Origin of the sequence: Streptomyces sp. BBFR2 (assembly GCF_044497305.1) — a bacterium.
In the GTDB taxonomy this organism is placed as follows: Bacteria; Actinomycetota; Actinomycetes; order Streptomycetales; family Streptomycetaceae; genus Streptomyces.
In genome coordinates, this window is the sequence record NZ_CP172415.1 from 2,996,167 (window position 1) to 3,010,443 (window position 14,277).

The 14,277-nt window shown below is 73.4% G+C and carries 13 protein-coding genes; 5 read left to right on the top strand and 8 right to left on the bottom strand.

Annotation, left to right across the window (positions count from 1 at the left end; genetic code table 11):
* Positions 1–120: 120 nt before the first annotated feature.
* The 7 genes from ACGH2B_RS11560 to ssd all read right to left on the bottom strand — a co-directional run bounded on the left by ACGH2B_RS11560 (position 121) and on the right by ssd (position 5,985).
* The gene (locus ACGH2B_RS11560) at positions 121–552 is read right to left on the bottom strand and encodes an Rv3654c family TadE-like protein (RefSeq protein ID WP_399087696.1); all 432 of its coding nucleotides are present in this window, start codon (positions 550–552) and stop codon (positions 121–123) included.
* Positions 530–934, bottom strand: coding sequence for a TadE family type IV pilus minor pilin (locus ACGH2B_RS11565; RefSeq protein WP_399087698.1), 405 nt, complete (start codon positions 932–934; stop codon positions 530–532). Before ACGH2B_RS11565 ends, ACGH2B_RS11560 begins: the two co-directional genes overlap by 23 nt.
* A 391-nt stretch (positions 935–1,325) precedes the next feature.
* Entirely contained in the window at positions 1,326–1,511 is a 186-nt protein-coding gene (locus ACGH2B_RS11570; protein ID WP_399087700.1) for a DUF4244 domain-containing protein, read from the bottom strand.
* A 230-nt stretch (positions 1,512–1,741) separates the two neighbouring features.
* A complete protein-coding gene (locus tag ACGH2B_RS11575; RefSeq protein WP_399087702.1) occupies positions 1,742–2,542 on the bottom strand; it encodes a type II secretion system F family protein in 801 nt (266 codons plus the stop codon).
* On the bottom strand, positions 2,539–3,573 hold the full coding sequence (locus ACGH2B_RS11580) for a type II secretion system F family protein (protein ID WP_399087704.1): 1,035 nt from the start codon (positions 3,571–3,573) through the stop codon (positions 2,539–2,541). Before ACGH2B_RS11580 ends, ACGH2B_RS11575 begins: the two co-directional genes overlap by 4 nt.
* A 17-nt stretch (positions 3,574–3,590) precedes the next feature.
* The gene (locus ACGH2B_RS11585; protein WP_399087706.1) at positions 3,591–4,829 is read right to left on the bottom strand and encodes a TadA family conjugal transfer-associated ATPase; all 1,239 of its coding nucleotides are present in this window, start codon (positions 4,827–4,829) and stop codon (positions 3,591–3,593) included.
* Positions 4,822–5,985 (bottom strand): septum site-determining protein Ssd, encoded by a 1,164-nt coding sequence (gene ssd / locus ACGH2B_RS11590; RefSeq protein ID WP_399087708.1) that lies wholly within the window; start codon positions 5,983–5,985, stop codon positions 4,822–4,824. The genes ACGH2B_RS11585 and ssd overlap by 8 nt, the downstream gene beginning before the upstream one ends.
* Positions 5,986–6,455: 470 nt before the next feature.
* Here ssd and ACGH2B_RS11595 point away from each other — a divergent pair, with 470 nt between their 5' ends.
* Positions 6,456–7,307 carry an HAD-IB family hydrolase gene (locus ACGH2B_RS11595; RefSeq protein WP_399087710.1) on the top strand — a complete coding sequence of 284 codons (852 nt, stop codon included), beginning with the start codon at positions 6,456–6,458 and terminating at the stop codon, positions 7,305–7,307.
* 530 nt (positions 7,308–7,837) lie between these two features.
* Here the strand turns inward: ACGH2B_RS11595 and ACGH2B_RS11600 are convergent.
* Positions 7,838–8,695, bottom strand: coding sequence for an oxidoreductase (locus tag ACGH2B_RS11600; RefSeq protein WP_399087712.1), 858 nt, complete (start codon positions 8,693–8,695; stop codon positions 7,838–7,840).
* A 101-nt stretch (positions 8,696–8,796) separates the two neighbouring features.
* On the opposite strand from ACGH2B_RS11600, the gene ACGH2B_RS11605 reads away from it, so the two are divergent.
* The 4 genes from ACGH2B_RS11605 to nhaA all read left to right on the top strand — a co-directional run bounded on the left by ACGH2B_RS11605 (position 8,797) and on the right by nhaA (position 14,248).
* Positions 8,797–9,783: an ATP-binding protein gene (locus ACGH2B_RS11605; protein ID WP_399087714.1), complete on the top strand. Its 987-nt coding sequence runs from the start codon at positions 8,797–8,799 to the stop codon at positions 9,781–9,783.
* 356 nt (positions 9,784–10,139) lie between these two features.
* Complete coding sequence (locus ACGH2B_RS11610) at positions 10,140–10,286, top strand: hypothetical protein (RefSeq protein WP_399087716.1); 147 nt, start codon at positions 10,140–10,142, stop codon at positions 10,284–10,286.
* 115 nt (positions 10,287–10,401) lie between these two features.
* Positions 10,402–12,369 carry an acetate--CoA ligase gene (gene acs / locus ACGH2B_RS11615; RefSeq protein WP_399087718.1) on the top strand — a complete coding sequence of 656 codons (1,968 nt, stop codon included), beginning with the start codon at positions 10,402–10,404 and terminating at the stop codon, positions 12,367–12,369.
* 484 nt (positions 12,370–12,853) lie between these two features.
* Positions 12,854–14,248: a Na+/H+ antiporter NhaA gene (gene nhaA, locus ACGH2B_RS11620; protein ID WP_399087720.1), complete on the top strand. Its 1,395-nt coding sequence runs from the start codon at positions 12,854–12,856 to the stop codon at positions 14,246–14,248.
* Positions 14,249–14,277 lie beyond the last annotated feature (29 nt).

Below are 14,277 nucleotides of genomic sequence, written 5' to 3' on the forward strand. Positions count from 1 at the left end.
CGCGCGGAGCCGCCGCGGTACGGAAAGTCGGGGCCCGCCCCGGGCCATGTCCACCCGGGGCGGTGTAGCCCGTTCCGGTGCGGCCCGCAGCGGCACCTTCCCGGCACATCGGCGTACCCCTCACGGCAGGCCCGACCAGGAGACCGCCGCACCGCCCGGTGGCGCGGGGCCCGGCGGCGCGGAACTCGGCGGTCCTGGGCCCGACGGCCCGGCCCAGGGCGGCCCGGCCCGGGAGCGCACCCGGGAGGTGAAGGGGCCCTCGCCTGCCTCGGCCGACACGTCGGCGACGGCGGCGGTCAGCGCGCAGCGCACCAGGCGTGTGTGTTGTGCCGCCGCCACCCGGCGGGCCATCGCGCAGGCCGCCTCCGGCCCCCGCGCGGCCCGGTCGGCCGCGGCCAGGGCCGCCAGGTCCGCCGCGCCGCCCGCCCGGTGACGGGCCACGACGGCCTGCCCCAGGGCGAGCAGTGCGGCGAAGACCGTGCACAGCGCCGCCGTGGCGAACACCGTCCACACCGTCGCCGAGCCCCGGTCAGCGCACCGTGTCCTCCGCAAGGGCCACCGCCTCTCCGCCGACCCGGGCCGTCAGCCGTCCGATTCCCGGCAGTTCCGCCGCGACCCGCACCCGCACCAGATCGCCTTCGCGGTCCACCGTGACGCGGGCGCCTTCCGGGGCCACCCCGCGAGCCGCCCGAAGCACCGCGCCGTGCGGCTCCGAACGCGCGGCCATCCGCGCCCCTGCCCGCGCGGCGTCCACGCACTCGATCCGGGCACAGGCCGCGATCAGCCCCCAGATGAGCGCCGCCACGACGGCCACCAGTACCGGCATCACCAGGGCGGTCTCCGCCGTGACGAAGCCCGCGTCCGTCCTCCGGGCGCGTCGGGGGCGACCGGCCCTGAGCAGCGCGTACGCGGTCTCACACCGCGCACCACCCACGGGGCGGGGACCAGCCCTCCCAATGCCCCTGCCCGCGACGGCCGGGCGGCCACGGGCAGCCGCGCCGATGCCGTCGCGGCCGGCCGGCTCCGGGCCGACTCCCTTCCGGGCCCCGCCCTTTGGCATGCCGGCCCCCGGGGCGCGCACGCCACCAACCTGTGTGCCGTCCACGTCCGGGCCTCGCCGCGGCCGCGGGCCGCGCCCCGTCCGGCCGGTGTTGTCCGTACGCCATGTCCATTCCCGTCCTCGTTCTCCCCCGGCCGCCCGATGGCGGCCGCTCGTACGTCGTCCGTTCGCCGTCCGTCCTGCCTCACCGGTCGTACGGCGCGAGCCTTTCGCCGTACGCCGGACGTCTCTTCCCGCCGCGCGCCGCCGTGTGCCACGGCGCGCCTCAGAACTGCGCATGGAGCGCCCTCTCGATCACCGACCGGAGCGCTGTCTGTACCGCCGCGCTGGTCACCACCTTGTAGAGCACGGCGGCCAGCGCGCAGGCCGCCAAGGTCCCCACCGCGTATTCCGCCGTCGTCATCCCCCGGTCACGACTCCCGCGTACCGCCGCACGCCACCGTCGCCACATGTGTTCCTCCTGGTTTTCCGGCCTGTCGAACAAGCCCGTTGATGAATTGCCGAGTTGGTGAAGTGAGTGGGTGCGGACGGAGCCGGGCGTCGGTGAGCCGGGCCGCTGAAGTGCCGGACAGGCAGCGGAGTTGGCGCCGACGACGCTCCGGGACACGGATCGCCGAAATGACCTGGCGCCTCTTCTCCCGGTGCGCACCGCCCGCTCGTGCCCGTGCCCGTCCCGCTGTGTCACCGGTGCCCCAACATCCCGCCGGCGAGGCCGATCAGCACCGGTGCCACCCCGAGCGTCAGGAACGCCGGGAGGAAACACGCGGCCAGCGGCAACGTCACCAGGACGCCCGCCCTACGGGCCCGCGCGGCTGTGGTCCGGGCCGCCTCCGCACGTAGTTCGGCGGCGATCCGGGACACCGCGTCCACGGCGGGTGCCCCCGATATCCCGGCGCGGGCCATGCACCGCGCCAGCCCTCCGGCGCCGGGAAGTTCCGCCAACCGCCGCCATGCGACCGCCGGTTCACCGCCCAGTCGCAGTTCGGCGGCGACGGTGCGCAGCCGTTCCCCGACCGCGCCCTCCAGTGAGCGCCCGACCGCTTCCGCCGCCTCCCGTGGGCCCGCGCCCGCCGCGAGACACGCGGCCAGCAGGTCCCCCGCCGGAGCCAGTGCGTCCCGCACCGCGTCCCGCGCCGACCGGTCGGCGTCCGCGGCACGTTGCCGCAGCCGCCAGCGGTGGACGACGTATCCGGCGACGACACCCGCCACTGCGCCGGACGCCCCGCCGACGAGCAGGAGCACGAAGCACGCCACGCCCAACGGCCCCAGCCACTCCGTGAGCTGCCCGGACCCCGGCGTCCACCGGCGGCCACGCCCTGCGGACGCCCGCCCGGGGAGCCGGTGCACCAGGTGGCCCGCCCGTCTGCGTACGATCCGCCTCCGGCGTTCCCGGCGGGTGCGGGTCCACACCCACTCCCCGACGACGAGCGCGAGCATCGCCCCGGCAACCATCCACACCCTGTGGAAAACTTCTACGCTCATGCCGGAACTCCTTCCGTACGCCGCTCCGGCATCGCCGTTCGCCCCGGCCGCAGGCCGTGCCGCGCGCCGGGCCCCCGTCCGGCCGGCGCCGCGCTCCGCCGTCCGCCGCCCTTCCGCACCCCGGTGGGCGGCAGCGCTCCGGAGACGATGCGAGCCGTCCAGGCGACACCGGCCCACTCCAGGAGGCCCCCGGCCACCAGACAGCCCCAGCCGAGCGGGGTGTGCAGCAGGACCCGTAGCGGGTCGGCGCCGAGGGCCGTGCCCATCAGCAGTCCGCCGGCGGGGAGCAGCGCGAGCATCAGCGCCGTGGCGCGTGGGCCCGCCAACTGGGCTTTCAGCTCCTCCCGTTGGCCTTGACCGGACCGGAGGGCCGCAGCGATGCGTTCCAGTCCCGCGGCCAGCCCGGCGCCGCCCTCGACGGCGACCCGCCAGCACGCGGCGACACCGTTCAGTCCGTCGGCCCCCGGGAGAGCCGCGGCGGTCCGCAGGGCCCGGGGCACGTCACCGCCGTAGCGCGCCGCGGCCATGATCGCCGCGCCCGCTCCGTCGAGCCCCGGAGCACCGGCGGCTAGCAGCGCGCGGTGCGGCTGCTGCCCGGCGCGCAGTTCGGCCGCGACGGTCGCGCAGAGCGTGGTGACCGCCGCCACACGCCGCTCCCGCGCCCGCTCCGCACGCCGCACCGCCAGGACCCGGCGAACCACGAGCAGCGCCCCCAGGGAGACAAGAATCGGCAACACCGATCCCCCGACCAACCCGAGGAGCAGTCCGGCGGGCAGGCACCAGATCTCCTGCCCCGCCCCCGGCCACGATGGGGCCCACGCCGCCCAGGCACCCTTGACGCCCACCCACCGTCCGCCGTCGGCCCGCGCGCCCCCAACCCGTCCGGAGGCCGCCGCGCCCCCTGTGGCCCGCGCCTCGGCCGCCAGCCACCGGGCCCGCCGCCGCAGCTCCCGCCACCGCGCGAGGGCCGGCCACCCGGCGGTGCAGGCCCACCACACCACCGCACCCGCCGCCACCGAAGCGACCGCCACGTAACCCGCGCCCCCGCTCACCGCGCCACCCCCGCCACCGGCGCGCCGACTGCCCTACGCGCCCCCTCCTGGCCACCCGCGCCCCGGGGCCCACTCGGCGGGACGCTGTGCCCGCCCCGCTCACAGAGCCGCATCAGCCGCTCCCAGCCGCCCGCCCGCACGAAGCCGTCCGGACCCCACACGGCGGCCGGTCTGGTCACCACGAAGCCATCGCGATCCCGTTCCAGGACGTGGATCTCGGCGATCCGACGCCGCCCTCCGGCGTCCCGTACGAGATGCAGCACCACCGACAACGCGGCCGCCAACTGGCTGTGCAGGGCGGCGCGGTCCAGTCCGGCCGTGGAACCGAGCGCCTCCAGCCGGGCGGGGACGTCACAGGCGGCGTTGGCATGGATCGTGCACGAGCCGCCCTCGTGCCCGGTGTTGAGGGCCGCCAGCAGGTCGGTGACCTCGGCGCCCCGCACCTCCCCGACGACCAGCCGGTCCGGTCGCATCCGCAGCGCCTGACGGACGAGGTCCCGCAGCGTCACGCGGCCGACGCCCTCCTGATTGGCCGGGCGGGTCTCCAGCCGCACCACATGGGGGTGGACCGGGCGCAGCTCCGCGGAGTCCTCGGCCAGCACGATCCGCTCGGCCGGGCCGACCAGCCCGAGCAGCGCACACAGCAACGTCGTCTTACCACTGCCCGTACCTCCGCTGACCAGGAAGGAGACCCGGGCCGCCAGCAGCGCCCGCAGCAGCGCGTCACCCCCCGGCGGCACCGTGCCCGCCGCCACCAGCTCCGCCAGGCCGAAGACGCGGGGACGCAGCACCCGGAGCGAGAGGCAGGTGCCCGCCACGGCCACGGGCGGCAACACCGCGTGCAGCCGGGTGCCGTCCGGCAAGCGGGCGTCCACCCAGGGCCGGGCGTCGTCGAGGCGCCGCCCGGCCACCGCTGCCAGCCGCTGCGCGAGCCGCCGCACCTCGGCCGCGTCCCGGAAGCGCACCGGCGCCCGCTCCAGCCCGCCGCCTCGGTCCACCCACACCTCGTCCGGGCCCGTGACCAGGACATCCGTCACCTCGGGCGCCGCCAGCAACGGTTCCAGGGGGCCGCTGCCCACCATCTCCGAGCGCAAGGCCGCCACCACGCCCAGCACTTCGGCGTCCCCCAGGACCCGGCCCTCCTCCCGGAGGGCGAGCGCCACCCGCGCCGCCGTGGGCTCCGCCCCCACCTCCGCGAGCCGCCGCCGGACCGCGTCCAGCAGTACGTCACTCATCGCCGGCCCTCCTGCCCCGCACCGGACCGTCGGACGCGCCGCCCGCCACCGGGGCGGCCGCCTCCGGCAGCGCCCGCTCCCAGAAGGCCGCGCAGAACCGGGCGAGCGGCCCCCGGGCCCGCGCCCCGGGCGGGACACCGCGCGCCGTCCCGTCCACGGGCTCGGGATCCCACGGCAACTCGCCCAGCAGCGGCAGCTCCACGAGGGCGGCGACCTCCTCGTCGCTCAGCCCCGCCGCCGCGCCGGGAACGCCTCGTACGACGACCCGCAGATCCCGCGGCACTCCCGCCGTACCGGCCACCACCCGCCGGGCCGCGGCGACGGCCCGCAGCTCCGCGGGCACCACCAACAGCCCCAGATCCACCTGGTCCAGCGCCTCCGCCACCGCCTCGTCGGCCCGGCGCGGCAGGTCCACCACCACGACCCCGCCGCGCCGGCGGGCCGCCGCCAGTACCGCCCGCATCGCCGCGGGCGGGATCGTCACCTCCGCGCCGCGGTCCCAGCTCAGCACCCGTAAGGAGTGCGCCCGGGGCAGCGAAGCGGCCAGCGTCCCGGCGCCCACCCGGCCGCGCGACTCGTGGAACGCCGGCCAGCGCAGCCCCTCCTCACGCTCGCACCCGAGAAGGACATCGAGGCCGCCGCCCAGCGGATCCGCGTCCACCAGCATCGTGCGCAGGCCCTTGCGGGCCGCCGTCACCGCGAGGGCGCAGGCCAGGGTGGATGCCCCGGCACCACCGCGGCCGCCCAGCACCCCGATGGTGAGCGCGGCGGGCCCGGTGCCCTCGACCGCGTCGGCGATCCGGTCGGCGAGCCACCGCTCCCCCTCGGGCAGAGTGATCACCCGCTCCGCCCCCAGGGCCACGGCCAGCCGCCAGACCTCGGCCCGGTCCACGTCCCGCGCGATGAGGACGATGCCGTCGCGGCGCCCCGCCCCGCCCAGCCTCGTCGCGCAGTCCTCCCCGATGATCACCAGCGGTGCTTGCGGCCACCGCGCCGCGCGCGCCGGCAGATCCGGGCGCACCTGTGGCGTCACCCCGGCCGCGGCACACAGCCGCAGAAGGTCGTCGAGAAGTTGCTCGTCCTCGGTGACGAGCAACGGTCCCGGACGCTCCTCGTCCGTTACGCCCGCCTCACCGGCCGCCATGGATCCACGCATGTTCCATCCCCCTTGTCGCATCGCGTACCGCTCTTCCGCGCTGTCGCGGACTTTTAGCGTGCGGCGATCGGGAAATCCGCGTGGATCTTGGTCAAAACCTGTGGACAACTCCGAGTTGTGAATATTCCTGTCACCTATTCCGGGGACCGCTCATCCACATCCCGGCGGATCGGAAATGATCCGCAGAGCAGCACGACGGATACGGAGAGTGAGGAGTTCGGGTCGTCATCGACGGCAGTTCGGCGGCGCGGAGGAACAGCGGGCCGCGGCGCGGCGCCCCGGCCGGACACGGCGAAATGCGTCCGGACATGCGACGACCCCCGCCGGGGGGGAGAGCGGGGGTCGTCTTCCTCGGCCGACTCGGGGGGGGTGGAGTCGGACCGGGTTAGCACGGTCGCGAACGATCCGTGACTTCCATGGTGTACCCGAGAGCCTTCTCAAGCAAACCCACGCGCGGACCTTACCCCCGAATGGAGGGAGCCTATGCTCGGCCTGTGGAAAACCCCTCCGTGCGCCACTCGATGCCCCGTACCGCTGCGTTCTTCGATCTCGACAAGACCGTCATTGCAAAGTCGAGCACGCTGACGTTCAGCAAGTCCTTCTACCGCGGCGGGCTGATCAATCGGCGGGCCGCGCTGCGTACCGCATATGCACAGTTCCTCTTCCTCGCGGGCGGCGCGGACCACGACCAGATGGAACGGTTGCGTGCCTATCTCTCGTCGCTGTGCCGCGGCTGGGACGTCGCACAGGTCCGGGAGATCGTCGCCGAGACACTGCACGACCTGATCGACCCGATCATCTACGACGAGGCCGTCTCCCTGATCGAGGAGCACCACGCGGCCGGCCGTGACGTGGTGATCGTGTCCACCTCGGGCGCGGAGATCGTCGAGCCGATCGGCGAACTCCTGGGCGCCGACCGCGGGGTGGCGACCCGTATGGCCGTCGGCGACGACGGCCGGTTCACCGGCGCGATCGACTATTACGCCTACGGGCCCACCAAGGCGGAGGCGGTACGGGAACTGGCCGCGACCGAGGGGTACGACCTGGCGCGGTCCTTCGCGTACAGCGATTCGGCGACGGATATCCCCATGCTGGAGGCCGTCGGCCACCCCTTCGCCGTCAACCCCGACCGGGCGCTGCGCCGGGAGGCGGCCGCCCGGGAGTGGCCGGTGCTGTCGTTCAGCCGCCCGGTGCCGCTCACCCGGCCGCTGCCGGCGCTGCCCTCCCGGCCGGTGCTCACCCTCGTCGCCGCGGTGGGCGCGGCTGCCGTCGGCGCGAGCCTGGTGTACGCGGCGCGGCGGCGCCGGAGTTACGCCGCCTGAGGTGACGGAGCATGGCGGACGGGAAACTCCGGTGCGCCCCGGTCCGACCCGGAAATATCCCTGACGCGCCTTCGGCCGGAACCCGGAGATCTCCCGGAAAGGCGGTGCCGGGCCGGTGGAATCCCCGCCGGCGGGGCACCGTATACCCAGCAGGACACCACCCGCTTTGCCCTTCCCGCCCGTTATTGAAGGCAAAAGTAAAGATATGAGGCGAAGGGTTCCCCTTGTCGGGGGCCTGGGGTACAAAGGAATCACGGCCCGCGAGACCAAGGACGTCCGAGAGGATCACCTGTAACGCAGTAAGGCCCACGGACCGATGCATGAATGCCGCGCACCCACGCGACGCCGACCCGTCGATTACGGGCCAGCCGCACCAGGCGACGGACGAAGACTCCGGCCTGATGGGCAAGGAAAGTGCACGCATGGTCACGCGGCGGACGTGCCAGCGGCGGTACGTATCAGCACCACGTACCGCCGCAACTCCTGTCCGGGACCGGGCCACTGCACCGGAAACCCCGGCCCGTGGCCGCTCAGGCGGCGCCGCGCTGCAGCGCCTCGCAGACCGCCGTCGATTCCCGGACGCCCAGCTCCACGGCGCGTCCGCAGTGCGCGATCCAGGCAGCCACCCCGTCGGGCGTCCCGGAGACGTACCCCTCCAGCGCGGCCACATAGGCGGCCCGGCCCTGCTCCGCGTGGCCGACCTCGGCCGGGCAGATGGACTTCGGGTCGAGGCCGCTGCCGATCAGCACGATGCGCTCCGCGGCGCGCGCGACCAGGCCGTTGTGCGAGCCGAAGGGACGCAGTGCCAGCAGTTCGCCGTGGACCACGGCGGCGGTCACCAGGGCGGGCGCCTCACTGCCGGCGAGCAGCAGCCGCGCCAGCCCGTCCAGCCGCCCCGCCACCTCTTCCGCCCCGGGCAGCGGCAGTTCGATCAACGGCTCGTCGACCGTCTCCGCCGCCAGCCGCGGTCGGCCGACGGCGTCGTCCGCGCCGCCGCCACCGGCCGCCACCAGGTGCAGCCGCGCCAGGACCCGCAGCGGCGACTGCCGCCACACGCTGAGCAGTTGGCCCGCCTCGGCGGTCAGCCGGAGCGCCGCGCCGACCGTCGCCGGTTCGCCTTCCGCGCTGAAGTCGGTGCGGCGCCGGACCTCCTCCAGCGCCCAGTCGGCCCCCGCGAGCGCGGCGGAGCCACGCGCTCCGCGCAGCGCCGCCTCGGAGGTGACCTCCACACTGCGGCGGCGCATGATCCGGTGCCCGTAGAGCCGGTCCACGCCCTTGCGCACGGAATCCACCGCGTCGACGACGCCCGGGAGCGATGCCAGAGCCGCCAGCGGATCGCCGTCCGCCCGCGGGGGGTGCGGGGCCGTGCCCCGGGTGTCTGCAGCCATGGGTACGACCCTACGCACCCGGTGGCCGCACCCCCCGATGGAGTGGTCTTCTTCACGCGGGCTTCTCACTGAGCGCGATAAGCAGATTACTGTTGGTGAACATGAAGATCGCTTTCGTAGGAAAGGGCGGCAGCGGCAAGACCACCCTGTCCTCCCTGTTCATCCGCCACCTCGCGGCCGCCCGCGTCCCCGTGATCGCGGTGGACGCCGACATCAACCAGCACCTGGGAGCCGCCCTGGGGCTGGATGACGCGGCCGCCGCCGCGCTCCCCGCGATGGGCGCCCAGCTCCCGCTGATCAAGGAGTACCTGCGCGGCAGCAACCCGCGTATCGCGTCCGCCGAGACGATGATCAAGACGACGCCCCCGGGGGACGGCTCCCAGCTCCTGCGCGTCGGCGGCGACAACCCCGTCTACGACGCCTGCGCCCGTACGGTGCCGCTCGACGACACCTCGGTGCGGCTGATGGCCACCGGCCCGTTCACCGAGTCCGACCTGGGCGTCGCCTGCTACCACTCCAAGGTCGGCGCGGTCGAACTGTGCCTGAACCACCTCGTGGACGGCCGGGAGGAGTACGTCGTCGTCGACATGACCGCCGGATCGGACTCCTTCGCCTCCGGGATGTTCACCCGCTTCGACATGACGTTCCTGGTCGCCGAGCCGACCCGTAAGGGCATCGCCGTCTACCGCCAGTACAAGGAGTACGCGCGGGACTTCGACGTCAGCCTGAAGGTGGTGGGCAACAAGGTGCAGGGCCCCGACGACCTCGCTTTCCTGCGCGCGGAGGTGGGCGACGACCTGCTGGTGACGGTCGGCCACTCGGACTGGGTGCGGGCCATGGAGAAGGGCCGCCCCGCCCCGTTCGCCGAGTTGGAGGACGCCAACCGCCGCGCCCTGGAGACCTTGCACGGCGCCGCCGACGCGTCGTACGCGCGGCGCGACTGGCAGCGCTACACCCGCCAGATGGTGCACTTCCACCTGAAGAACGCGGAGAGCTGGGGCAACGAGAAGACCGGTGCGGATCTCGCCGCGCAGGTCGATCCGGCGTTCGTCCTCACCGAGGGGGCGGCGGCTCCGCAGCCGGTCTGACCCGTCGGCCGGCGGCGACCTCTTCGCCGCCGGCCACGCCCTTCTTTCGGACCCCGCCCTTCCCGCGAACTCCGGACGCACGCGTACGGCTTTACCGGAAGAAACCCTTCAGGGTCGGAACTCACCGGAATGAGCGACCAAAAGGTAAAGCGGCGCCGCACGCATTCACCCTTCAGGGCGAAGATATAGGTCACTTGCGCGAAAACACTTCTCGCGCTCTTTACGCGAGATTACGCTCCATTTATTGAACACGGAGAGTGACCGAGCCTCGCCTCGCGCCCTGTGCCACCAGTCGGCTCGCACCTCCGCAGCGCCATCGCGACCCGCGCGAGCGCGCCGCCCCGAGGGAGCCGGACATGCCGCAGACCGAGCAGGAGACACCGCAACCACACCTTCTTCACGGCGCGTACTTCCACGTCGGCGAGGCCCCGGCGTACGTCCTGGACGAGGCCGGCGGGCGCTTCTCGGCCGTACGCGCCGAAGCCGCACCGATACCGGCCTGACCTGCGATCTCTACAGGTCTACACCAATTTTCCCCGACAGCCCTTGTCAGGGCGTACCGCGGGCTGATGAGCTATGACCCGGGACACACCGGACGCCCTGGGAATGGGAGATGTCGTGAGCAACGAGAGCAGTCTGGCCAACCTTCTCAAGGAGGAACGGCGGTTCGCGCCGCCCGCCGACCTGGCCGCGCACGCCAACGTCACGGCAGCGGCGTACGAGCAGGCGGCGTCGGACCGGCTGGACTTCTGGGCGGAGCAGGCCAAGCGGCTGAGCTGGCAGACGCCGCCCACCCAGACGCTCGACTGGTCCAACGCGCCCTTCGCGAAGTGGTTCGCCGACGGCAAGCTCAACGTCGCGTACAACTGCGTGGACCGGCACGTCGAGAACGGCCTGGGCGACCGCGTAGCGCTGCACTTCGAGGGCGAGCCCGGCGACAGCCGCTCGATCACCTACGCCGAGTTGCAGCGCGAGGTCTCCAAGGCGGCCAACGCCCTGACGGAGCTGGGCGTCGAGGCCGGTGACCGGGTCGCGCTGTACATGCCGATGATCCCGGAGACGATCATCGCCATGCTGGCCTGCGCCCGTCTGGGCGCCCCGCACTCCGTCGTCTTCGGCGGCTTCTCGGCGGACGCGCTGGCCACCCGTATCCAGGACGCGGACGCCCGCGTGGTGATCACCGCCGACGGCGGCTACCGCCGCGGCAAGCCGTCCGCCCTCAAGCCCGCCGTCGACGAGGCACTGACCAAGCCCGGTACGGAGAACGTCCGCAACGTCCTCGTCGTGCGCCGCACCGGCCAGGACACCGCTTGGACCGAGGGCCGCGACCTGTGGTGGGACGAGACCGTCGGCCGGCAGAGCGATCAGCACACGCCCGAGGCGTTCGACGCCGAGCATCCGCTGTTCATCCTCTACACCTCCGGCACCACCGGTAAGCCCAAGGGCATCCTGCACACCACCGGCGGCTACCTCACCCAGGTGGCCTACACCCACCACGCCGTCTTCGACCTCAAGCCGGAGACCGACGTCTACTGGTGCACCGCCGACGTCGGCTGGGTGACGGGCCACTCGTACATCACCTACGGGCCGCTCGCCAACGGCGCGACGGAGGTGCTGTACGAGGGCACGCCGGACACCCCGCACCAGGGCCGCTGGTGGGAGATCGTCCAGAAGTACGGCGTCACGCTGCTCTACACCGCGCCCACCGCGATCCGCGCCTGCATGAAGTGGGGCGACGACATCCCGGCGAAGTTCGACCTGTCGTCGCTGCGCGTCCTGGGGTCGGTCGGCGAGCCGATCAACCCCGAGGCGTGGATGTGGTACCGCAAGCACATCGGCGGCGACACCGCCCCGGTCGTCGACACCTGGTGGCAGACGGAGACGGGCGCGATGATGCTCAGCCCGCTGCCCGGCGTCACGGCGGCCAAGCCCGGCTCGGCGCAGGGCCCGCTGCCCGGTATCGCCGCGACCGTCGTGGACGACGACGGCAACGAGGTGCCCGACGGCGCCGGGGGCTACCTCGTACTGACCGAGCCGTGGCCGTCGATGCTCCGCACCATCTGGGGCGACGACCAGCGCTACCTCGACACGTACTGGTCGCGCTTCGAGGGCCGGTACTTCGCGGGTGACGGTGCCAAGAAGGACGAGGACGGCGACATCTGGCTGCTGGGCCGGGTCGACGACGTCATGCTCGTCTCCGGCCACAACATCTCCACCACCGAGGTGGAATCGGCGCTGGTCTCCCACCCGAAGGTCGCCGAAGCCGCGGTGGTCGGCGCCACGGATCCGCAGACCACCCAGGCGATCTGCGCCTTCGTGATCCTGCGCGGGTCGGCGGACGCGGAGGACGCGTCGCTGGTCGAGGAGTTGCGGGCGCATGTCGCGCGGCACCTCGGCCCGATCGCGAAGCCGAAGCGGATCATGCCGGTCGCCGAGCTGCCCAAGACCCGCTCCGGCAAGATCATGCGGCGGCTGCTGCGGGACGTCGCCGAGAACCGCGACCTCGGTGACGTCAGCACGCTCACCGACTCCTCCGTCATGGATCTCATCCAGGCGAAGCTGCCGGCGGCGGCGAGCGAGGACTGACCTGCGGCGCGGCACCGCCGCGCTCGACACGCACGGCCCGTGGGGGCACCGGCAGGACGACCGGTGCCCCCACGGCGTTCTCCGGCCCACCTGGGAGGCCGGGCTCCGCTCCGGAGCAGACCAGGGCGGCCGAGCCCCGCGCGCCTCCGCCCCGGAACAAGATCGACACGACACGGCCGCACCCCGGCCCGGGACGCCCTCCCCCTCCACCACGACGGCCCACGGCAGGCACCGCGCCTCCGCCCGTGCGGAGCACCTCTCGGCCGCGCCGACCGCGCCCCGCCCCAGGGCGAACCCACGCCCCGTCCCCAGGCCCGCCCACCGTTATGTCCGTAAAGTGAGGAAGGCCCCGCAGGGAAGGCACCCGCCCGGTAGAGTGGGAGCGGCGTCAAGGAAACGCCAAGATCTCAGGGTGCGCCGGGAAGTCTGGTCGGCAACTGCAACAGCCGTACTCAGCTGCCGAAACCGCCGGAGGTCAGCCCCCGTGAGCGCCCCCCAGAACCGCCGTTCCCTCTTCCTCGGCCGTCTGCCACTGCCCGAGCGGAACTTCATCGCCGACGCGCTCCGCACCGAGACGGTCGGCGGAATCCTCCTCCTCGTCGCCGCCGTGGCCGCCCTGATCTGGGCAAACGCCTTCGGCGGCAGCTACGAGGCGGTCCGCGGTTTCCACCTCGGCCCCGCCTCCCTCGGGCTCGACCTCTCCATCGAGCACTGGGCGGCCAACGGCCTGCTCGCCCTCTTCTTCTTCGTCGCCGGCATCGAGCTGAAGCGCGAACTCGTCGCCGGGGAGCTGCGCGATCCCAAGGCGGCCGCGCTCCCGGTGATCGCCGCGCTCTGCGGTATGGCGATGCCCGCGCTCGTCGATGTCGTCGTCAACCTCGTCGGGGGCGGCTCCCTGGGCGGCTGGGCGGTGCCCACCGCCACCGACATCGCCTTCGCGCTCGCCGTCCTCGCCGTCATCGGTACGTCCCTGCCGTCCGCGCTGCGCGCCTTCCTGCTCACCCTGGCCGTCGTCGACGACCTCTTCGCCATCCTGATCATCGCGGTCTTCTTCACCTCGCAGATCAACTTCCTGGCGCTCGGCCTGGCCGTCGTCGGCCTGGGCGTCTTCCACCTGCTGCTGCGCAAGGGCGTCCGCGGCTGGTACGTCTACGTGCCGCTGGGCCTGGTCATCTGGGCGCTGATGGAGAACAGCGGGGTGCACGCCACGATCGCGGGCGTCGCGATGGGCCTGATGCTGCGCTGCACCCCCCGCGAGGACGAGAACCACTCCCCCGGCGAGCACATCGAGCACCTGGTCCGCCCGCTCTCCGCGGGCCTGGCCGTGCCGCTCTTCGCGCTCTTCTCCGCCGGGGTGTCCCTCTCCGGCGGCGCCCTCCGCGAGGTCTTCGCCCGCCCCGAGACCCTTGGCGTGGTCCTCGGTCTCGTCGTCGGCAAGACACTCGGCATCTTCGGCGGTACGTGGCTGACCGCCCGCTTCACCCGCGCCCGGCTCAACCCCGACCTCAAGTGGCCCGACCTCTTCGCCGTCGCCACCCTCGCCGGCATCGGCTTCACCGTCTCCCTGCTCATCGGCGAACTCGCCTTCGGCGACGATCCGGCACTCACCGCGGAGATCAAGGCGTCCGTCCTGCTCGGCTCGCTGATCGCCGCCGGCTGCGCCACCGTCCTGCTCAAACTCCGCAACAACAAGTACCGCGCCCTCTGCGACGAGGAGGAGCGCGACGAGGACCGGGACGGCATACCCGACATCTACGAGAAGGGCGACCCCGCGTACCACCTGCGGATGGCCGCGATGCTGGAGGCACAGGCCGCGGAACACCGGCGGCTTGCCGAAGTGGCCACCGGCGCCGACGCCGGGGACGATGGTCCGGCATGATCTGAGAGGCTTTGCCTACGCAGCAGACA

What these genes read in the sequence shown, in the direction of transcription:
- ACGH2B_RS11570 (WP_399087700.1), bottom strand. Translation starts at nt 1,511, where the DNA reads ATGTGGCGACGGTGGCGTGCGGCGGTACGCGGGAGTCGTGACCGGGGG.
- ACGH2B_RS11575 (WP_399087702.1), bottom strand. Translation starts at nt 2,542, where the DNA reads ATGAGCGTAGAAGTTTTCCACAGGGTGTGGATGGTTGCCGGGGCGATG.
- ACGH2B_RS11585 (WP_399087706.1), bottom strand. Translation starts at nt 4,829, where the DNA reads ATGAGTGACGTACTGCTGGACGCGGTCCGGCGGCGGCTCGCGGAGGTG.
- ACGH2B_RS11595 (WP_399087710.1), top strand. Translation starts at nt 6,456, where the DNA reads ATGGAGGGAGCCTATGCTCGGCCTGTGGAAAACCCCTCCGTGCGCCAC.
- ACGH2B_RS11610 (WP_399087716.1), top strand. Translation starts at nt 10,140, where the DNA reads ATGCCGCAGACCGAGCAGGAGACACCGCAACCACACCTTCTTCACGGC.
- ACGH2B_RS11600 (WP_399087712.1), bottom strand. Translation starts at nt 8,695, where the DNA reads ATGGCTGCAGACACCCGGGGCACGGCCCCGCACCCCCCGCGGGCGGAC.
- ssd (WP_399087708.1), bottom strand. Translation starts at nt 5,985, where the DNA reads ATGCGTGGATCCATGGCGGCCGGTGAGGCGGGCGTAACGGACGAGGAG.
- ACGH2B_RS11605 (WP_399087714.1), top strand. Translation starts at nt 8,797, where the DNA reads ATGAAGATCGCTTTCGTAGGAAAGGGCGGCAGCGGCAAGACCACCCTG.